Origin of the sequence: Mesorhizobium sp. B2-3-11 (assembly GCF_006442215.1) — a bacterium.
GTDB lineage: Bacteria > Pseudomonadota > Alphaproteobacteria > Rhizobiales > Rhizobiaceae > Mesorhizobium > Mesorhizobium salmacidum.
In genome coordinates this window covers 221,177-240,935 of record NZ_VFVS01000006.1, presented here as the reverse complement: position 1 = coordinate 240,935, position 19,759 = coordinate 221,177, and the positions used below count along the sequence as shown (strand labels likewise).

Below are 19,759 nucleotides of genomic sequence, written 5' to 3'. Positions count from 1 at the left end.
TTCCAGCGGCCGGAGTTGTTTCACTATCGGTCAACTATCCCGGCGTATGTGTATCGAAACAAGGCAATGCCGCGACCTGGCGACCAGCAGACGGTCAAGTCAGGGCCGGCATGATCCTTGCTCGTGGACTTCTGTGCGCCACATCGGCGGAGGACGTGCAGCATTGGCATGGTGATACGGGTTCCACATCCGCTCGTCACCATGCCGGCTATAAGTGAAGTCCAAAGGGGTGTTGGGCTTGAAATTTCCAGTCGCCTGATCCGTCCGGTGGCGGGATCATCAAACTACCCCTGGCAGAAAGATGCATGGAAATATGCGGATTGCATGCGTCCATCAGGGCTATGAACTCTATGGTTCCGACCGCAGCTTCGCGGAGAGCGTGGCCGCGCTGCGCGCCGCGTTTCCGTCAGCCGACATCGAAGTGGTGCTGCCGCGCGGCGGACCGATCGTACGGATTCTCGAACCGCATGCGACCCGGATCGTCTTCGAGCCGCTCTGGGTGCTGAGGCGCCAGGCCATTGCGCGCCTTGCCACGATCGAGATGGCGCGGCTGCCGGTCGCGGTGCTGAGGGCCTGGCGGCGGCTCAGGGATTGCGATCTCACCTATGTCAACACCTCGATCGTGGCCGACTACGCGCTGGCCGCGCGCCTTCTGCCGCACAAGGCCGTGCTGCACGTCCACGAAATTCCCGAAGGCGCCATGCGCAGGATCCTTGTCGGCCTGATGCACTGGAGCCATGCCGATCTCATCTTCAACTCGCGCGCCACCCGCGCCGCGTTCGGCGAGCCCAGATCCGCGCGCTCCCATGTGATCTATAACGGCGTCGCCGGCCCGGCCGCGGCCGAAGCGACGACCTATGACGGCAAGCGCCCGCTCAAGGTGCTGCTGCTTGGCCGCATCAACAGGATCAAGGGCCAGGAAGTGCTTTTGGAGGCGATCGCCTCGCTGCCGGCGGAACTCAAGCCGAGGATCGAGGTGCGGCTGGTCGGCGGGGCCTTCGAAAGCGTCGAACGCGAACGCGCGCTCGCCGAACTCGTCGGGAGCATGGGGCTCGCCGGACGCGTCAGCGTGCTGCCGTTCATTTCCGACCCGTCCGAGCATTATCGCTGGGCCGATATCGTCACCGTGCCGTCGCGGCGTCCCGAATCGCTCGGCCGTGTCGCCATCGAGGCGATGGCCTATGGCCGGCCGCCGCTGGTGTCGGCGATCGGCGGGCTGGTCGAGGTGGTCGCCGACGGCGAAACCGGCTGGCATGTTCCGCCCGGCGATGCCGCCGCCCTTGCCGGCAAACTCGAGGAAATCATCCTGCGGCCGGAGGCATGGCGCTCCTTTGTCGCCGCCGGGCGGGCGCGCTACGAGGCGGTCTTCAGCGAGCCGGTCGCGGCGGCGGCGATTGCGGCAATAGCCGCGGACAAGCTGAAGGCGGCCATCGCCAAGCCGGGCCGGACAGCAACCGCCCGGCAGGCGGAGACACGGCCGTGAAACTGCCTGGCCATCTGGTGCGGCGCCTCGTGCTGATGATCGGCGGCGAGGCGATGCAGAGCGGCTTCCACTTTGCCCTCAACATCGCGCTGCTGCACATGCTGTCGGCGCAAGGCTACGGTCTCTTCGCCATCGGCATGGTGATGGGCGGCGTCGGCCTGTCCTACATCAGGTCGCTCACCGCCGTTCCCGCCTCGATATGGATGAGCAAGAGCACCAACAGCGCCGGCGTCAATGCCTATGACGTGGCCTTCGGGACGGCGGCGCTGGTCGTTGCGTTGCTGATGGCCATCGGCACGGCGATCGTGATGCGTCTTTTGGGCGATCCCAGCGGAATTGCCGCCGGCTGCTTCGTCGGCGCATGGTCGCTGCGCAGCCACATGCGCACGGCCTTCTTCGCACGCCGCCAGCAGGTGATCGTCTCCATCAGCGATGCTGCCTTCACGATCGCCGGCACCATCATGGCCGGCCTTGCGATCTGGCTGGCCAGGAATGCGCTGCAGAGCGTGTTCTATGCACTTGCTGCGGCCAACCTGTTTGGCATCTTCGTTCTGGTTCGGCTGGCGCGCCGCACGATGCGCATCAGCTTCCGCATGCCGACGCGGCGGCGCTATGCAAAGCTCTGGTCGCAGCTCTGCTGGTCGGCTTTCAGCGCCACCACCGCCAACATCCAGGGCCAATGCCTGGCGCTGCTGGTCGCGGGCATTGCCGGACCGGCCGCCTATGCGCCGCTGGCGGCGGTGCTCGTGCTGTTCGCGCCGCTGCGTATCATCAGCCTCGCCTTCGTGAACATGACGCAGCCGGAACTGGCCAAGCTGATGCGCAGCAACGAAACGCGCCGTGTCTGGGCGCAGGCAAAGCTGTGGGCTGTCGTCATGGGGCTCGGCGCGGTGGCCTATGGATGCGCCATCATGTTTGTCCTACCGATGATAAAATCCCAGGCTCTCCAGGATGCCTCGGTGGGATTCATCGGGCTTTTCGTGATCGCGAATTTCGTCCCGATCATGCTCTACATCATGCCCCGCATCGTGCTCGAGATACTGGGTGACTTCCGCATCGTGGCGTTCATCACCTTGGGCGGCGCCATTGTCGGACTGGCGTTGATCGCGATCCTGCTGGCGGTCGCGTCTCCGCCCTGGTCGCTGGCGGGGTCCGCGGTCTCCGAGATCTTCGTGCTCGTGGCATCATGGTACTTCGTGCATCACCGAATGTGGAACATCGAACACCCGGACCAGCAGCACGACAGCCGGCTGGGCTCGTGGCGGCGGGCGGTTTCGTTCGCCGCGGCAAGACGATAGGAGCGAGATGTGTCAGGCCAGGCAGTGCAAATTGCTGCGGTGACGGACTTTCCCGGCGGGCAGGTTCGGCATCCCGCCGCGATCGCGGCGAACGGCACCTATACGGCGAAACTGCATATCAGCCTGGAAGCGGTCAGGCCGCTCTGGCTGCGCCTCCAGGCGGATGGCATGTGCACCGGCCACCAGAATTTCGCCTGGGCAGAAGGGATCGTGGCGCGGCTGTTGCCGGAAAGCGCGGAACTCCTCATCGTGGAGGTGGGCGATGCCGCGACCGGCGAACCCAGAATGCTGGTGCCGCTGATGCGGCGTAGGGCGTTCCACCATTGGGTGGTCGAATGGTTGAGCGGTGGCGTCTGCGACTACGCGGCGCCGCTGCTGGCCGATGCCACCCCGTGGACCAGGCAATCCGCGCAGGCTGCGTGGGCGGCGGTCCGCTCGGCGCTGCCGCCGTCGGACCGCGTCCACATTGTGGGAATTCCGCGACAGATCCACGGCGTCGCCAATCCGCTGGCCTTGCTCCCGGACACGCGCGATTCCATCCAGACCGCCTTCGGCCTCGCCATCGACGGCGACCCGGAAACAGTCCTCAAGCGTCATTGCAGGCCATCCTTCGTCAAGGAATTCGGCAAGGACTGGCGTCGCCTCGAACGGCTTGGCAGCGTGGAACTGGTCGAGGCCGACGCGCCGGCCGAGGTTGAGCGTATCTTCGGTGAATTGGTGCGGATGCGGCTCGATCGCTTTCGCGAGCTTGGTCGCTTCGACTTGCTGACGCAGGAGAAGATCGTCGATTTCTACCGGAGCGCGGCCATTCAGGGCCTGTCGGATGGTTCCGTGCGGCTTTTCGGGCTGCGCGTCGGCGAGGCGCTGATCGCGGTTCAATATTTGCTGGTTCATCAAGGGACCGTTCACGCTCTCCTGATAGCGATGGACCAGAGCGTCGCGCCCAATGTCTCACCAGGGCTTACAATCATGGGCAGGTTAATCGGCTGGGGGCGCGAACAGGGCTTTGGGTATTTCGACCTGTCCGTCGGCAACCAGGGCTACAAGGAACATATGGGCGCAAAGGGCTCGGAATTGGTCGAACTCTGCCATGGGTTCACGATGCGGGGCAGCGTGGCCAATGCCGTCATCGAGTTCCGCAGGCGGGCCGAGGCTTTCGTGCGCACCAAGCCGGGACTTTACAAGGCCGTACAGGGCGTGATGCGCCGTTTGCGGCGGTTGAAGACCTGAAGGACGCCCGCGAAATTGACAGGGCCGCGCGTCTCCGCCATCCTTGGGGGCAGTCGCCGAGCCGCCAAGAGCGGCCGAGTTCCGTGTCAGGCGACCGAGGGCGAAGCGCATGTCCACTGCCGTGAACAGCCAGAACTCCAAGCGCGCGGCGGTGCGCAAGGCGCTCGACCGCCACAAGGTCTACATTACCGCGCAGCGTTTCTCCGATGGCACCTACAGTGCGCGCGTGCTGGTCGACGGCGAGGCCTACTGGGTCGACGAATTCCGCTTGAGCCAGTTGCAGCAGGGGCTGTCGCCGGCCGAGCTGGAACTGACGCCGGCGATTGACGATTGAGACCAAGTGAAAAATCGCGAATGGTGCAAACGTAGCGCCCTACGGCGCCCCCCTCTGTCCTGCCGGACATCTCCCCCTCTAGTGGGGAGATCGGCAATTTCGCCTGCCGCGCTATTCTTTCAACGTCCGATATTCGCGAAGGCCGCCGTGAAGTTCGATCTCCCTAGAGGGGGAGATGCCCGGCAGGGCAGAGGGGGGCGCGAAGGAACGAGGCGGTTGTTGATTTCCGCCAGGCTCGGCTTTTGACATGCCGCCCGCCAAGCTCCAGACCTATCGCGCCAAGCGCGAATTCTCGAAGACGCCGGAGCCGGCCGGCGGGTCGATGGCCGGCGACGGCAACCGCTTCGTCATCCATAAGCACCATGCGACGGCGGACCATTACGATCTGCGCCTGCAAGTCGGCGATGTCTTGAAAAGCTGGGCGGTGCCGCGCGGGCCCTCGCTCAACCCTGGCGACAAAAGGCTGGCCGTGGAGACCGAGGATCATCCGCTCGAATATATCGATTTCGAGGGCGTCATCCCCGAGGGCGAATATGGCGGCGGGCCGATGATCGTCTGGGACGCCGGCACCTGGGCGCCGATGGGGGATGTCGAGCAGAGCCTCAGGACCGGCGCCTTCAAGTTCCGGCTGGCCGGCGAAAAGCTCAATGGCGGCTGGATGCTGACGCGCCTGAAGCCCAAGCCCGGCGAGGACGAGAACAAGAAGAACTGGCTGCTGTTCAAGGAGCGCGACCTCGCCGCCGACACGGCGCTGAACATCCTCGAAGCGCGGCCGGAAAGCGTGAAATCCGGCCTGCGCATCGAGGAGCTGGTGGCGCCGCCGAAGCCGGCCGCGAAGTCCGCGCCAAAGCCTGGATCGTTGAGGCCGGGCGACCTGCCCGGCGCGGCCAAGGCGCCGGCACTGAGCCGTATTGAGCCGCAACTGGCCACGCAGGTGCCGAAGCCGCCGGGTGGCGAAAGCCTTGCCGACAATAGCAACGAGCTCTGGCTGCATGAGATCAAGTTCGACGGCTACCGCACCATGGCGCATGTCTCCAACGGGGAGGTCCGGCTGATCACCCGTGGCGGCATCGACTGGACGAAGCGCTATGGCGACCTTCCCCATGCGTTCGCCAAGCTGCCGTGCCGCGAGGCGATCATCGACGGCGAGATCGTCGTGCTCGACGCCAAGGGCATTTCCCGCTTTGCGCTGCTGCAGGACGCGCTGGCGGAGGGCGCCGGCAGCAAGCTGCACTTCTACGCCTTCGATCTCCTGCAACTCGATGGCTGGGACCTGATGAAGGTGCCGCTCATCCGGCGCAAGGCGCTGCTGGCCGAACTGCTTGGCGGGCTTGGCGCCAACTCCGCCATCCAGTTCTCCGACCATGTCGAAGGTTCGGGGCAGGGGCTCTACGACCAGGTGACGGAACTCGGCCTGGAGGGCGTGGTTTCCAAGCGCGCCACCGCCATCTATCAGAGCGGCCGCACCAAGAGCTGGACCAAGACCAAGGCGCTCGAAAAGGGCGATTTCGTCATCGCCGGCTACACCACTTCGGACGCGGCCGAGGGGCTGGCCGCGCTCGGCATGGCCGAGTGGGTGGACGGCGAACTGCACTATCGCGGCAAGGTTGGCTCCGGCTTCGATGCCGCGACCGCGGCCGACCTGCTGGCCCGGCTGGAGCCGCTCACGTCAGGCGCAACGCCGCCGGAAGGCGTGCCGCGCGAAATCATGCGCGAGATGCACTGGGTCAAGCCGCTGTTTTCGGCGCGCATTCATTTTGCCAACCGAACCGCGGACAATGCGCTGCGCCATGGTGTGTTTCGCGGTCTGCGTGACGTCGGCCTGTCGACGCCGGTGTCGGCAAAACGCAAGCGGCTGATCGCTGAAGCCGACCTTGCCACGATCTGGGTGACAAACCCGACGCGGCGGCTGTTCGGCAGGAACGGCCCGACCAAGCTCGACATCGCCGTCTATTACGCGCTGGTCGGCGACTTCATGCTGCCGCACATCCTTGGCCGCCCGGTGTCGCTGGTGCGCTGCCCGACCGGCCTGCCCAAGGATTGCTTCTTCCAGCGCCACGCCTTCACCGGCATGCCGCCTTCGGTGGTGACGTTCCAGGCGATCAATTCCGAGGGCGAGACCAAGTCCTATCTCTCCGTCGAGGGCGCCAAGGGCTATCTGGCGCTGGCGCAGTTCGGCGTCGTCGAGTTCCACACCTGGGGCACCCATCGCACCAGCCTCGACAAGCCCGACCAGATCGTCTTCGACCTCGACCCGGGCGAAGGGATTTCCTGGCGCGAGGTGGTCGAGGCCGCCGTCCACATCAAGGGCGAGCTGGAGGGGCTGGGGCTGGTGCCATTCGCAAAGACTTCGGGCGGCAGCGGCATCCACATCACGGTTCCGGTGACCGGCAAGCAGAACTGGAAGAAGCTGCACCAGGCGACCAGCGCGATATCGACGCATCTTACGGCCACCGCGCCAGACACCTTCACCACCACCATGGGCAAGGAAAACCGCAAGCGGCGCATCTTCATCGACTATCACCGCAACGCGCGCGGCCACACCTCCGCCGCCCCCTATTCGCTGCGCGCCCGCACCAACCTGCCGGCCTCGACACCGGTGAGCTGGAGCGATCTGGAGGCGATCGATGCGCCGCAGGATTTGAATTACGCGTCGCTGCCGGGGTTGCTGGAGACATCGGGTGATCCGTGGGCTGACATTGACGAGTTCGCGCGGGATTTGCCGGTGGTCCCGGGAAAGGTAAACGGGCTTTGAGGCGCCCTTCGACGAACAGGGCTCCTGAACTTCGTCATCCTAGGGCGAAGCAGGAGCGAAGCTCCGTCGCGAAAACCCTAGGATCCATGCCGCGACCATTGTTGTAGAATGCACCTGTTCAGATGACCGGATACGTCTACATGACCGCGAGCCAGAAGCGCGGCACAATCTATATCGGTGTCACCAATGACCTCGGTCGCCGTATGCCAGAACACAAGTCGGGCCAAGGCTCGCGTTTCACCGGCCGATACGGCGTGCAACGGCTGGTCTGGTATGAGGAATATTTCGACATTACCGATGCGATCCAGCGCGAGAAGTCACTGAAGCGCTGGCCGCGCCTATGGAAGGTTGAACTGATCGAGAAGGCCAATCCAGACTGGTTCGAACTCTTTCGCGGAACAGGGTGGTGAGCTTTCCTTCACTGCAGCAACGCTTGTAAGTCACGGCATGGATCCTAGGGTCTGCGCGCGTCGCTTCGCTCCTTGCTTCGCCCTAGGATGACGAAGGGATGAGTGGGTCGGCCAATCACCGGCGTCCCGCACGCCATCGACGCTTCCGACAATTTGAATTATTCTCCGCCCGTGACCCCCGAAAACCGGCGGGAAGATTTCGTCAGGGATTTGCCGCTATTGTGCCGGGTCGGTGTAGGATTTGCGCAGCCTTGTTCGTCCTTCGGACGAAGCGCTGCGAAGTAACTGTCAGCGCGCGGCCGCGTAGGAGTTCATCATGGCGCCCAGGGCAAGTTGGAAAGGTTACCTCAAACTCAGTCTGGTCAGCTGTCCGGTGCGGCTATACCCCGCCACCAGCGCCAGCGAACGCATCTCGTTCAACCAGCTGCACAAGAAGACCCACAACCGCATCAACATGAAGCCGGTCGACCCTGAACTGGGGCTCGTCGAACGCGCGGATCTGGTCAAGGGCTATGAGTACGAGGACAAGCAGTACATCATCATCGACGATGCCGACCTTGACGCGGTGCGCATCGAATCCAATCACACGATGAACATCGAGGCCTTCGTCGACGAGGACGAGGTCGACGTCATCTACCAGGACGCGCCCTATTACATGGCGCCGGACGGGGCGATGGCGGAAGAGACCTTCGCCGTGCTGCGCGAGGCGATGCGCAAATCCGGCAAGCTCGCCATCGCCCGGCTGGTGCTGTCCAGCCGCGAGCGCGTGGTGACGATCGGCGCGCGCGAGAACGGCATGTTCGTGTGTACGTTGAGGAACCCGAACGAAGTGCGTGGCACGGCTGAATATTTCGGCAACATTCCGGCCATGAAGCCTGACCCGGAAATGCTGCAGCTTGCCGAAGCGCTGATCAAGCAGAAGGAAACCACCTTCGATCCGAAGAATTACGAGGACCGCTACGAAGTCGCGCTGATGTCGATGATCCGCGAGAAGCTGAAGGGTCACAAGCCGATCATCGCGGCGGCACCGGAACGCGGCAATGTCATCAACCTGATGGATGCGCTGAAGGCCAGCCTGTCGCAGTCGAAGCCGCCGGCCAAGTCGAAGAGCAAGGCCGACGAGGCCGCCAAGCCCGCCGCCAAGAAGGCGGCAGCGGGCGGTGCGCCTGAAAATCCGCTCAAGGCCAACCTGCTCAAGGCGGTCGGCAAGAGCAAGAAATGACGGCACCGGCCGTTCCGGGGGCTGTCTTTGGTACGATCGGCGCGCTGGCAGCGTTTCCGCTCAGGCTCGCCGCGCGCGAGGTGGAGCGCCAGCACGGCCAGCTCAGGCGCGGCGTCACCCGGCGCACCACGCATGTCGTGTTCGGACGCGCATTGTTGGTCAAGGCGGGGCTGACCAAGGCCGGACCCGCCAAAAATAGCGATAGCGAGATCGAACGCCGCCTCGGCGCCGAGCGTGCGGCCGGGCGCATTCTCTTGAGCGAGAACGGTTTCCTGCGGCTGCTCGGGCTGATGAAGGCGCCCGAGGCGCCCTCACTGTCGCGCCAATCGCTGATCGACCAGTCCAGGCTGTCCGGCGCCGATCTCGACCGGCTCAGCCTGTTCGATGCCTTCGAGCATGATGGCGAGCCCTATTCCTTCCGCGACCTGATCCTGGCACGCAAATATGCCGGGCTGATCGCCGGCGGCGCCACATGGGGCGCGATCGCGCGCTCAGTCCACCGCTCCGGCCCCGTCGCTTCGCTCACCGCCAAGTCGCTCAATGTCGGCTCGCAGCATGGCCGTCCCGACGCCATTTATCTCGAAGGCGGCCAGAGCGAACTCGACGGGCAATTGCTGTTCGATCTGGGAGCTGCGGCACAAGGCGACGACACGCTGGAAGATTTGTTCGCCGAGGCGGAAGCCGCGGAGGAGGGCGGCGACCATGACGGTGCCGCTGCACTCTACCAGCGCTGCCTCGCCATCGACCCCACCGACGCCATCGCCGCCTTCAACCGCGCAAACTGTTTGCGCGGGTCCGGGCGCGTGGCGGAAGCCGCGCACGATTATGCCAGGGCGATAAAGCTCGATCCGGCGTTCGTCGAAGCCTGGTTCAATCTGGCCGGGCTGATGAGCGAGCAGGGCCGCGACGCTTCGGCGCGAAGGCATTTGCAGAAGGCGATCGCGCTCGACAAGACTTATGCCGACCCGGTGTTCAATCTGGCGCGGCTGGAGTTCGACGCCGGCAATCTGCTCGAGGCGCGGCGGCTGTGGATGCGGTATCTGGAGCTCGACGCGGCATCGGAATGGGCTGGAGTGGCGGCCAGAGGCGTGCAGTTCGTGGATATGCAGCTGGCGAAGTCGGCGGGGTGACGATGGTTGGCGAAAGCCGCGATGACAGCCGATCTCCCCCCACAAGGGGGGTGATTGGCAGCTTCACCGTCGCTCGGGGCGTCACATCATGACCACCTTCCTCTTCGATGGCGACGACACCGCTCCCGTCACCATCCTGCTTGCGCATGGTGCGGGCGCCTCCATGGATTCGCCCTCGATGACCGCCACCGCCAAGGCATTCGCCGCCGTGGGCTTCCAGGTCGCGCGCTTTGAATTCCACTACATGGCGGCCCGCCGTTATGGCCAGCGCAAGCCGCCGCCGCGCGCCGAGACGGTGAACCCGGAATACATCAAGGCGATCGCCGACCTCAGGGGCAAGGGCGTGTCGGGCAAGCTCATCATCGGCGGCAAGTCGATGGGCGGGCGCGTCGCCTCGATGGTCGCCGACGAGATGTTTTCCAAGGGCGAGATAGCGGGGCTGGTCTGCCTGGGCTATCCCTTCCATCCGCCTGGCAAGCCCGAGCAATTGCGGACAAAACATCTCGCCGGGCTGAAGACGCCGACGCTGATTTTTCAAGGGACGCGCGACGAGTTCGGCACGAAGGACGAGGTCGCGGCCTACGGCCTTTCCGATGCCATCGAAGTGATCTGGCTGGAGGACGGCGACCATGATCTCAAGCCGCGCAAGAGCATTTCGGGCTTCTCCACGGCGGATCATCTGACGACGCTGGCGCAGACGGTGAAGGCGTGGGTGGGCAGGATCGCCCCCTGATCCCCCATGAAGATCGCCAGCTTCAACATCAACAACATCAACAGCCGGCTGGACAAGCTGCTGGCGTGGCTCGCCACCGCAAAACCCGATGTCGTCTGCCTGCAGGAATTGAAGGCGCGCGACACGCAGTTTCCGCGTACCGCGCTTGCCGATGCCGGCTATGGCGCGGTGTGGAAGGGCGAGCCGACCTGGAACGGCGTCGCCATACTCGCGCGCGGTGCCGAGCCGGTGCTGACCCGCGATGCGTTGCCCGGCGACGATGCCGACCGGCAGAGCCGCTATATCGAGGCGGCGGTGAACGGCATCGTTATCGCCTGTCTCTATGCGCCGAACGGCAATCCGCAGCCGGGGCCGAAATTCACCTACAAGCTCGCCTGGCACGCGCGGCTGGAGGCGCATGCCGAACAGCTTCTCGAAACCGGTCTGCCGGTGGTTCTGGCCGGTGACTACAACATCGTGCCCGAGCCGCGCGACATCTACGCCACCCGCTCCTATGACGACAACGCGCTGGTGCAGCCGCAAAGCCGCGCTGCCTTCGCCGCGCTGCTGGAACAAGGCTGGACCGATGCGTTACGGAAGAGACATCCGAAGGAGACGCTCTACACCTTCTGGGATTATCGCCGGAACCGCTGGGAGCGTGACGCCGGCCTGCGGCTCGATCATATCCTGCTGTCGAAGACGCTCGTGCGCCGGCTGAAGGGAGCGGGCATAGACCGCGACGTGCGCGGGCAGGACGGCGCCAGCGACCATGCGCCGGTCTGGGTGGAACTGGGGTGAGGGGCTTTCCGGCCGCTGATCATCCTTTTCGTTACTCCTCATGACAACGGCGAGCGGCCATCAGAGGCCCCTCCGCCATGAGTGACCCCGTGCAAATCGGGGTGCGGTTGCGGGAGGCGCTGGACGACGCGCTGTACTGGGGGGATCGTGGCACCTATGTGCCCGTGGAGGCAGCCGAGCGGCTGTGTTCATCCATCCGTTCGCGAACGGCAATGGCCGCCATGCCCGCATCCTAGCGGACGCCATGCTCGAAAAAGTGTACGGCGTCGATCCGATCGATTGGGCGGATGGGGCTGACCTGTTGAAAATGAACGAGAGACGGGCGGCGTATATTTCGGCATTGAAGGCAGCCGATCGACACGACATCAGCCCATTGCTGGCTTTTGCCGGGCTGGCAGCAAAGCCGTGACACCCAGGCGCTTGCCATGGTCGACGCGGACGGGGGGGCGCATTGTTGGGGTGTGCTCGGCGCCCGCGCCAACCAGGGCGGCTCGTACCGCCGCAACAACCTTATCGCACATCGCCTAGACGTCCGAAACTTCCGCGAAAGCGGAATAGGCAGGGGCTGCAAGGCCCTGCATTCTAGCCGGGCACAATAGGCCAATCATCAGGCGGCATTGCGGGCATGGCGATGGCGCGAGATGGCAAAGTGCCGGCGCCTCTAGACCGACCGGCGCGCGTTGCCTGCGCGTCGCGGATCGAACCATCCGGTTTCCTTGTAGGACCAAGGTCTTGGGTGGTGCGCGCAAAAGTCCGGGGGGCCCTGTTCGGTTCCGGCAATGTCCATTGGATGTTCCGCTATTTCATCCAATCGAGATATAGTCATGCTGCTTTGCAGCGGGGTTGAGAAGGGGCAAAAGCCTGGTCGAACGGCCATGAACTGGTGACCCGTCCGGCAGGGAAGGCAAGCGCAAAATTCCAGCGAGAGCAGCTGCTAGTCAGCCTGCCCGACCGAAAGTTGGCAGTCGGTCGTTTGTTTTGGGAGTGAAAAACTCGGCCCGCTCCACGCAGGCAGGTGCGCCTGGGCTTGCGGTCAGCCCAGCCACCACCACAATGCCGCGATCACCGCCGCGATGGCGGCCACCGTCAGTCCCAGCATGATGTAGGAGCCCTTGATGATGTCGCGGATGATCTTCTTGATCGTTTCGCGGTCGTTCAGGTTTGGAAAGGGTTCGTTCGGCTGCGCCACGTCGAGGAAATGGCAGAGCGGGCCCCAGCCTTCACTGGCCTTGAACACCAGCAGTTTTTCCGGCGGCACGGCTGCCTTCACTTCGTCGACATAGGCATTGTAGCGGGCAACTGCCCTATCCCGGTCGCCCATGACACCGGCCAATGTGCGGCCCCAGATGAGCTTGCGCGACATGTCGCCGAACTTCCGGCCGAACGGGGTGAGCCATTCCAGGATCTTGAACTGCCACAGGTTCTCGGTGAAGTAGATGGTGTCAATCGTGCTTTCGTACCACGCCTCGGCGCCGCGTGGGTGCAATGTCAGCAGCACCTTGGCGTCGGGGTAGGCCACCATCAGTTCGCGCCACACGCAGCAGCCTGGATTGTCGACCGTGGCGGTGTAATTGGCGAACACCTTGCCCCAGTCCTGCTGCGAACCGGGCGGGCTGTTGGCCACCTTGCGCCAGAAATCGAGATGGCCTGTGTTGGCCTTGTTCATGATCACTTCCTGCATGTGATAGCAGGGCAGGCCGAGCTTGTTCAATGCGGCAAAGGTCGACCATGTGCCGGTGCGGCCGAAACCGGCCCCGATCAATTTAAGCGTCATTCCCCAATCCCCCTGGACTTCTTTTCCCGATTATCGCGGTCCGTGAGCATCAAACTGCTCCTGCCAGCGCCACCGTGCAACAAATTTCTAAGGGGATGTCGAGCGGGACGCCGCATACTTGCGTAGTTGCTAAAATAATGAAAACCTGTACGCGGATGCGGAGATTTGGGCAGGGAGTCGCCCGGACCGGGACGGGTTGGGGGATCTTGAAGGTCGATGTATTTTGGGCCATTTCTCGTCGGAATGTCGGCGACCACGATCCTTGTCGCGGTCTGGACCTATATTGCTACCGGTTCCTTCTGGGAGGCGCTTGCCTGGACAGCGGTGGTCCTGGTCGTCCTGCAGGTCGGCTACTTCGTGCTCGTCCTGGGGCTAATCTACAGGCGCGCACAAGACACCGCGATGGGCCAGGATGCAGTCAACCCGGTGCCGCCGTTACACCGGGACGGCGTCCGGCATTAACGGCGCCACCCGTGGCTCGCTATCCCTCCGCCCCCGGGAGAATCTCTCAGGGCCTTGCTGGCCGGCGTATTCAGCATCGCGCAGAATTCGCCCGCGGCGCACTTCCGGTAAATCGCGGCGGCCACGGTGGAACGAAGCCGCGGTGCGTGCGTTTTCCTACCTCGATCGGTGAGGCGCCACCTCCACCGGTCCGTTGGAGGCCCGCTCCTGCTCCCGGCAGGGCGGGCCTTTTTTGGAGGCGAGGTAAAGCATGGGAGCGACACCCCTCGCTACACGTTAGATAGCTCTTGCGTCATTTCTTGCCTTTGCAAGCCGATATGCCTTGATTGTCCCGCAATCCAGAAGAAGTTTTATTAGACCTGCAAAGCATGCTAGTGTTGATATCTTCATTTATATTTATAACAAAATGTGGCATATTGTTGGTTAATCGCCTCATTTATTTCACAAGCAGATATGGAACCTCCGACTTGCGTGAGAGTTTCCCTTCAGGCGGAGCGAATAGCCAATCATGGAGGTTGTCATGAAACATTATCTTACGAGTGCTGCGGCTGCGATCGTCCTGCTGGGCGGCGTCGGCGCGGCTCTGGCGGACACCATCGTGGTCCAGCCGGAACAGGAGACGGTCGTTCGCGAATATATCAAGAGGGAACCGCTGGCGTCGGTGAACCTTCTGGGCGTCGAACTCAAGCTCGGCTCCTCTGTGCCGGACAAGGTCGAACTGCGTGAAGTTCCCAACGTCAGGTATCGCGTCGCGGTGATTAATGATCAGACCGTGCTGGTGGATCCCGACACCCGTCAGATCGTGGAAGTTCTTCACTGATCCGTCTGATGCATCAAGCAAAAAGCCCATCACCGGTTTAACGCCGGTGATGGGCTTTTGACGGAGCTTTCCTGAATCTACTCGGCGGCGAGCCTATCCTGCGTCCTGGTGTCGAAATCGCTGGCGTCATGGCGTTCGTGCAGTTGCATGGCCGGTTCGCCGAAGGCGCGGTTGACCATGCGGCCACGCTTTACCGCGGGTCGTTCGTCGATCACCTTCGCCCAGCGCTGCACGTTTTTATACTCGTGCACCGACAGGAAGGTGGCGGAATCATTATACTGCCGGCCGAGCGCCAGCCCGCCATACCAGGGCCAGACCGCCATGTCGGCGATGGTGTAATCCTTGCCGCCAAGATATTCCGTTTCGGCCAGACGGCGGTCGAGAACGTCCATCTGGCGCTTCACCTCCATCGAGAAGCGGTCGATGGCATATTCGATCTTTTCCGGTGCATAGGCGTAGAAATGGCCAAAGCCGCCGCCGAGATAAGGGGCCGAGCCCATCTGCCAGAACAGCCAGGATAGCACTTCCGCCCGCGCCGGCTGCTCGGCCGGCAGGAATTCGCCGAATTTCTCGGCGAGATAGACCAGGATCGAGCCGGATTCGAAGACGCGCACCGGGGACTTGCCGCTATGGTCCATCAGCGCCGGGATCTTGGAATTGGGATTGACCTCGACAAAGCCGCTGCCAAACTGGTCGCCATCGTTGATGCGGATCAGCCATGCGTCGTATTCGGCGCCCTTGTGGCCAAGCGCCAGGAGCTCTTCGAGCATCACCGTCACCTTGACGCCGTTTGGCGTCGCCAGCGAATAAAGCTGCAGCGGGTGCTTGCCGACCGGCAGCTCCTTGTCGTGCGTCGGTCCGGCGATCGGCCGGTTGATACTGGCAAAGGCGCCACCATTGCCCTTGTTCCAGGTCCATACTTTCGGCGGGGTATATTCGGTCATGTCGGCTCTCGTATCGTGGGAGGATGGCAGGTCACCCATAGCTAGGGCTGCGGAGAGGGAAGTTCAACTTGTGTTGAACTATTGTGAATGCGAGGCGCGACGCATCGCCTGCCGGGCGTTCGAAATTCGAAAAGCCGAGCAGTTGGCTTTTCCTGCCCTATGGCCACCGTTTCTCACCCCCTTGCAGCATCTCCCCCGTGGCATACCTATAGAAGAAGCCGCCAGGCATTCGCATCGCAGGACAAAATCATGACCATCAATCCCAATCCGCGTTCCGTCGTTGCCGTGCGGGCGACCGTTCCGGAGGATGCCTTCACGGCCGGGGCACTGGGCACGCTCAGGGAAGGCAGCGGCGTCGTCATCCGCAGTGACGGGCTGGTGCTGACCATCGGCTATCTCATCACAGAGGCGGAGGAGGTCTGGCTGACCTCGCATGACGGCCGCGTAATCCCCGCTCACGCGCTCGCCTACGACCAGGAATCGGGCTTCGGCCTCGTTCAGGCGCTGGCGCCGACCGGTCTGCCGGCCGTGGCGCTGGGTGATGCCGGTAAGGCCAGGGTCGGCGACGCGGTGGTGCTTGCCGACGGCATCGGCCGGGCGATCGAGGCCAAGATCGTCACCAAGCAGGAATTCGCCGGCTATTGGGAGTATCTGCTCGACGAAGCGATCTTCATCGCGCCGGCGCATCCGTCCTGGGGCGGCGCGCCATTGTTCAACGCCGAGGGCGCGCTGCTCGGCATCGGTTCGCTGCGCTTGCAGATGAGCCGCGCCGGCGAGGTTGCCGATATCAACATGGTGGTTCCGATCGACCTGTTGCCGCCCATCCTCGACGACCTGCTGACGCGTGGCCACGTGGCCAAGCCGCCGCGCCCGTGGCTCGGCGCGCTGTCGGCCGAAAGCGACGGCAAGGTGGTGGTGATGAGCGTGACCGAGGGCGGCCCGGCGGCCAAGGCCGGCCTGCGCGAAGGCGACGTCATTTCCGAGGTCCGCGACGGTGAGGTCGACGGGCTCGCCGATTTCTATCGCAAGCTTTGGGAAAGCGGCTCGGCCGGTGCCGAGATCCCGATGCGGGTGGTGCGCGACGGCCGCGAGACCTGGCTGCGCGTCAAATCCGCCGACCGCGGCAGTTTCCTGAAAAAGCCGCAGCTGCAGTAGGCCCGGCGATTTCGGCCAGCCCATGCATCCAAGACTGCTCAAGACCTTCCTCGCAGTGGCGCGCAGCCGCAACATCACGCGCGCCGCCGAGATGGTTCATCTCGCCCAGTCGAGCGTCAGCGACCAGGTCCAGTCGTTGGAGGCCGAGCTGGGCGCTGCCTTGTTCACACGCTCGAAATCAGGGCTGGAGCTGACGCCGGCGGGGCTGGCGCTGAGGCCCATCGCCGAAGAGCTGCTGCGGCTGGACGGCGAGGCGCGTGCCGCCGTTCAGGCGGCGTCTGGCCAGACCAGCGGCGTTCTGACCATCGGTGCGCTGGAGTCGATCGCCTCGGCCCGCCTGGCGCCCTGGCTGCCGGGGTTCCAGGCCAGCCACCCCGACATCGCCGTCCGGATGAAGGTGACCGACAGCGGCACGCTGCTGCGCCAGCTGGAGGACGGCGACATCGATGTCGCCTTCTGCTTCAATCGCCGCGATGTTCCAAATGGCGGCGTCGATCAACGCTTCGCCAGGCATACGATAGCGGCCGAGCCGTTGGTACTGATCGCCGCGCCGGGGCTGAATCTGGTTCCGTGCGATCTGGCCGCCCTTGCCGCAAAACGTTTCGTGGCAACGGAGCCTGGATGCATCTACCGGCACATGTTCGACACCGCCTTCGCCGAGGCGGGCATCGGAGCCTCGGGATTTGCCGCCGAAGTCGGCAGCATCGGCGCCATTGCCCGGCTGGTCGCGGCCGGCGCGGGGCTGGGCCTCGTTCCACGTCTGGCCGTCAGCGACGCGCTTCAGCGTGGTGAGCTGATCGAACTGCCATGGCCTGGCCGAGCGCAAGTGGCGCCGCTGACGATGATCTGGCGGCGCCGGCGCGTCCAGCCGCCGGCACTCCGGCACCTGCTTGCCGCCGCGCGCGACACACTGGCGCCGCCGCACACCGGAACCGGCTCAGGATCTGAATCGGCGAACCGCTCCAAGGTCTTGTTTCTAAACAATTCCGGGAAAGCCGTCGTCAGCTAGACCAAGCGATGCCCGCCCTCGACATGCAGCGTCGTGCCAGTCGTAAAATCATTGCCCATGAGGAAGAAAATCGCGTCGGCGATGTCGTCGGGCTGGCCGATCCTGCCGACCGGCAGCCGCTCGGCCATCGCCGCAAGTGTCTCTGCTTTCCTGTCGCCGGCCACCTGCGCCCAAATCTCGGTATCGACCCAGCCGGGCGACACGGCGTTGACGCGGATCGGCGCGAGTTCCACCGCCAGCGCCCGCACCATCCCTTCGAGCGCGGCATTGACGGCGGCGACGACCGAACCGCGCGCGGCCGGCCGGTAGGCGGCGATGCCGGAAACGAAGGTCATCGAGCCGGGCACTGCCAGCCGTGGCGCGCCGTGCTTGGCCAGCAGCAGCGGCCCGAAGATCTTGCTGTCTACCACGCGTTGCGCCGCCGCGAGATCGAGCTCCGGCAGCAGCCGGTAGGCGCCTTCGATGTCGGCGGCGGTGCTGACGATATGGTCGAGGCCGCCAATCCCGGCGAACAACGCCGCGACCTGATCTTCCCGCGTGATGTCGACAGTGGTTGTTTCGAGGGCGGCGCTATTGCCCAGCGCCTCACGAGCCTGCCGCAGCCTGTCTTCGCCGCGCCCGGCGATGATGACTTCGGCCCCGGCTTCGAGGCAGCGCCTTGCAAGCGCCAGGCCCATGCCAGATCCTCCGCCGACGATCAGGATCTTTTGGTTCGAAATGCTCATATCCGCTCTGCCTTCGTTTGGTTGGACAAGGGCAGGGAATTGGCAGCTCGATGCGGAAAGCGAAAACGGAAGAAACCGATAGTGTCATCGGACGGGCCGATTATGCCAGCCCATATGAGCCTCGTCCCGTCAGCGTACCAGCGGGCTATCCCAAACGACGAACAACAGCGCCTTTAACTGGGCGAAGCGCTGCGGTCCGAGTTCGGTGCGCCACTCCTCCTCGATGTCGCGCAATATGTCGACCATTTTCCAGAAAGCGGCGTGGCCGCGCTCGGTGGACCGAACCACGCGCGCGCTGCCTTCACCGTCGGAGCGGACGAGATAGCCGTAGCCTTCCAGACTGCTGAGCAACTGGTTGATGGCTTGTTTGCTCATGCCGGCCCGCTCGGCGATCGTGCCGGGCCGCGCCCCGTCCGGGCCTGGAAACTGCAGCACGGCCATGTGCGGCAGGCGCAATTCGTCGAAACCCGCGTCGTTGAGCTCCTTGATCAGCCGGCGCTGGATCGCCTGCGCGGGCACGCGCAACAGGGCGCCGATCAAAAGGTCCTCGGTCTTGGTCTGCAGAACTTCGGTGGACGTGGCCATTGACGATCCGGTAAATTGAGTTTACTGATTGCTAGTAAATGTAATTTACCGGAGGGGTTGCGCAATGTCATCCATGAATCTTCAGGTCAATCCAGCCGAAGAGGCCATCGGCGACAAGATGCTATCGATTCGCTTCCTGGTGACGGGCGACAGTTCGAACGGCAGCGTCGCCGCCTTCGAGTTGAAAGTGGCTGGCGGATCGCGGCTGCTGGCGCCGGCGCACAGCCACGATCATTATGAAGAGACGATCTACGGCGTTGACGGGGTGCTGACCTGGACCGTAGACGGCAAGGCGATCGATGTCGGAGCGGGAGAGGCGCTATGCATTCCACGCGGCGCCGTCCACCGGTTCGACAACAAGGGCGTCAACGACGCGACGGTACTATGTATCGTGACCCCGGCGGCGATCGGTCCGGACTATTTCCGCGAGATTTTCGCAATGTTCCATGCCGCCGCCGGTGGCCCGCCGGACAAGGCCAGCATGGTGGAGATCATGCGTCGCCACGGGCTGACGCCGGCGGCACCGACACCGGTGTAGAACACGAGCGCTGGGCTGCGGCGGCTCTATTCCCGCTCCGCACTTGCAAACACCACCAGATTGCCATCGGGATCGCGCATGCGCATGATCCAGGAACGGCCGGCCTTCTCGATCGGGCCGGGTTCGAGGCCCGCATCCACCAGTCTCTGCCGTTCTGGCGCCAGGGGCAGCACACCGAGCGTCAGCGTCGAGGTGCCGGCTTTTTCCTTGTCCTCGAAGAGCTGCACCTCGGCGCTTTCCGTGAACTGCCATTCGGCAAGGCCAGGCATCGGCCGGCGCAGCGGCGGCTTGCCGAACAGTTTTCCATACCAGTCGATGCTGGGCTCGAGGTCGGAGCAGCTGACATGGGCGAAAACGGTCTGCACGGCCATCGCG

Annotated in this window: 21 protein-coding genes; 16 read left to right on the top strand and 5 right to left on the bottom strand. The window is 63.9% G+C overall.

What is annotated here, in order from left to right; all coding sequences use genetic code 11:
* Nucleotides 1-313: 313 nt before the first annotated feature.
* From FJ960_RS11420 to FJ960_RS11370, 11 genes are all read left to right on the top strand, one after another.
* Complete coding sequence (locus FJ960_RS11420; RefSeq protein WP_140713942.1) at nt 314-1,483, top strand: glycosyltransferase family 4 protein; 1,170 nt, start codon at nt 314-316, stop codon at nt 1,481-1,483.
* Nucleotides 1,480-2,781 (top strand): hypothetical protein, encoded by a 1,302-nt coding sequence (locus FJ960_RS11415; protein ID WP_181174203.1) that lies wholly within the window; start codon nt 1,480-1,482, stop codon nt 2,779-2,781. The genes FJ960_RS11420 and FJ960_RS11415 overlap by 4 nt, the downstream gene beginning before the upstream one ends.
* Nucleotides 2,782-2,790: 9 nt before the next feature.
* Complete coding sequence (locus FJ960_RS11410; RefSeq protein WP_140713940.1) at nt 2,791-4,011, top strand: GNAT family N-acetyltransferase; 1,221 nt, start codon at nt 2,791-2,793, stop codon at nt 4,009-4,011.
* Between the two features lie 109 nt (nt 4,012-4,120).
* A complete protein-coding gene (locus tag FJ960_RS11405) occupies nt 4,121-4,345 on the top strand; it encodes a hypothetical protein (RefSeq protein WP_027144223.1) in 225 nt (74 codons plus the stop codon).
* A gap of 247 nt (nt 4,346-4,592) precedes the next feature.
* Nucleotides 4,593-7,100: a DNA ligase D gene (ligD, locus tag FJ960_RS11400; RefSeq protein ID WP_140713938.1), complete on the top strand. Its 2,508-nt coding sequence runs from the start codon at nt 4,593-4,595 to the stop codon at nt 7,098-7,100.
* 122 nt (nt 7,101-7,222) lie between these two features.
* Nucleotides 7,223-7,510 (top strand): GIY-YIG nuclease family protein, encoded by a 288-nt coding sequence (locus tag FJ960_RS11395; protein ID WP_140713936.1) that lies wholly within the window; start codon nt 7,223-7,225, stop codon nt 7,508-7,510.
* Nucleotides 7,511-7,826: 316 nt separating this feature from the next.
* Nucleotides 7,827-8,732, top strand: a complete 906-nt coding sequence (locus FJ960_RS11390) for a Ku protein (protein ID WP_027144225.1) — start codon at nt 7,827-7,829, stop codon at nt 8,730-8,732.
* Nucleotides 8,729-9,862 (top strand): tetratricopeptide repeat protein, encoded by a 1,134-nt coding sequence (locus FJ960_RS11385; RefSeq protein ID WP_140713934.1) that lies wholly within the window; start codon nt 8,729-8,731, stop codon nt 9,860-9,862. Before FJ960_RS11390 ends, FJ960_RS11385 begins: the two co-directional genes overlap by 4 nt.
* 88 nt (nt 9,863-9,950) lie before the next feature.
* A complete protein-coding gene (locus FJ960_RS11380; protein ID WP_140713933.1) occupies nt 9,951-10,595 on the top strand; it encodes an alpha/beta family hydrolase in 645 nt (214 codons plus the stop codon).
* A gap of 6 nt (nt 10,596-10,601) precedes the next feature.
* Entirely contained in the window at nt 10,602-11,372 is a 771-nt protein-coding gene (locus FJ960_RS11375) for an exodeoxyribonuclease III (protein WP_140713932.1), read from the top strand.
* Nucleotides 11,373-11,556: 184 nt separating this feature from the next.
* Nucleotides 11,557-11,781, top strand: coding sequence for a Fic family protein (locus tag FJ960_RS11370; protein WP_246672723.1), 225 nt, complete (start codon nt 11,557-11,559; stop codon nt 11,779-11,781).
* 624 nt (nt 11,782-12,405) lie between these two features.
* On the opposite strand, the gene FJ960_RS11365 is transcribed toward FJ960_RS11370, so the two are convergent.
* Nucleotides 12,406-13,146 (bottom strand): sulfotransferase family protein, encoded by a 741-nt coding sequence (locus FJ960_RS11365; RefSeq protein ID WP_140713930.1) that lies wholly within the window; start codon nt 13,144-13,146, stop codon nt 12,406-12,408.
* A gap of 216 nt (nt 13,147-13,362) precedes the next feature.
* Here FJ960_RS11365 and FJ960_RS11360 point away from each other — a divergent pair, with 216 nt between their 5' ends.
* Both FJ960_RS11360 and FJ960_RS11355 read left to right on the top strand, forming a co-directional pair.
* Entirely contained in the window at nt 13,363-13,608 is a 246-nt protein-coding gene (locus FJ960_RS11360; RefSeq protein ID WP_140713928.1) for an exopolysaccharide production repressor protein, read from the top strand.
* A gap of 520 nt (nt 13,609-14,128) precedes the next feature.
* Nucleotides 14,129-14,428, top strand: a complete 300-nt coding sequence (locus tag FJ960_RS11355) for a DUF1236 domain-containing protein (RefSeq protein ID WP_140508581.1) — start codon at nt 14,129-14,131, stop codon at nt 14,426-14,428.
* Between the two features lie 77 nt (nt 14,429-14,505).
* Here the strand turns inward: FJ960_RS11355 and yghU are convergent, their stop codons facing one another.
* On the bottom strand, nt 14,506-15,372 hold the full coding sequence (gene yghU / locus FJ960_RS11350; protein ID WP_140713926.1) for a glutathione-dependent disulfide-bond oxidoreductase: 867 nt from the start codon (nt 15,370-15,372) through the stop codon (nt 14,506-14,508).
* Between the two features lie 249 nt (nt 15,373-15,621).
* Here yghU and FJ960_RS11345 point away from each other — a divergent pair, with 249 nt between their 5' ends.
* Nucleotides 15,622-16,527 carry a S1C family serine protease gene (locus FJ960_RS11345; protein ID WP_140713924.1) on the top strand — a complete coding sequence of 302 codons (906 nt, stop codon included), beginning with the start codon at nt 15,622-15,624 and terminating at the stop codon, nt 16,525-16,527.
* 22 nt (nt 16,528-16,549) lie between these two features.
* Complete coding sequence (locus FJ960_RS11340) at nt 16,550-17,536, top strand: LysR family transcriptional regulator (RefSeq protein ID WP_140713922.1); 987 nt, start codon at nt 16,550-16,552, stop codon at nt 17,534-17,536.
* On the opposite strand, the gene FJ960_RS11335 is transcribed toward FJ960_RS11340, so the two are convergent.
* Nucleotides 17,533-18,261 carry an SDR family oxidoreductase gene (locus tag FJ960_RS11335; protein WP_140713920.1) on the bottom strand — a complete coding sequence of 243 codons (729 nt, stop codon included), beginning with the start codon at nt 18,259-18,261 and terminating at the stop codon, nt 17,533-17,535. The two genes, FJ960_RS11340 and FJ960_RS11335, sit on opposite strands and share 4 nt — an antisense overlap.
* Nucleotides 18,262-18,390: 129 nt before the next feature.
* On the bottom strand, nt 18,391-18,846 hold the full coding sequence (locus FJ960_RS11330; protein WP_027144235.1) for a MarR family winged helix-turn-helix transcriptional regulator: 456 nt from the start codon (nt 18,844-18,846) through the stop codon (nt 18,391-18,393).
* Between the two features lie 64 nt (nt 18,847-18,910).
* On the opposite strand from FJ960_RS11330, the gene FJ960_RS11325 reads away from it, so the two are divergent.
* Nucleotides 18,911-19,384, top strand: a complete 474-nt coding sequence (locus FJ960_RS11325; protein WP_140713918.1) for a cupin domain-containing protein — start codon at nt 18,911-18,913, stop codon at nt 19,382-19,384.
* A gap of 26 nt (nt 19,385-19,410) precedes the next feature.
* Here the strand turns inward: FJ960_RS11325 and FJ960_RS11320 are convergent, their stop codons facing one another.
* Nucleotides 19,411-19,755, bottom strand: a complete 345-nt coding sequence (locus tag FJ960_RS11320; protein ID WP_140713916.1) for a VOC family protein — start codon at nt 19,753-19,755, stop codon at nt 19,411-19,413.
* Nucleotides 19,756-19,759: the final 4 nt, after the last annotated feature.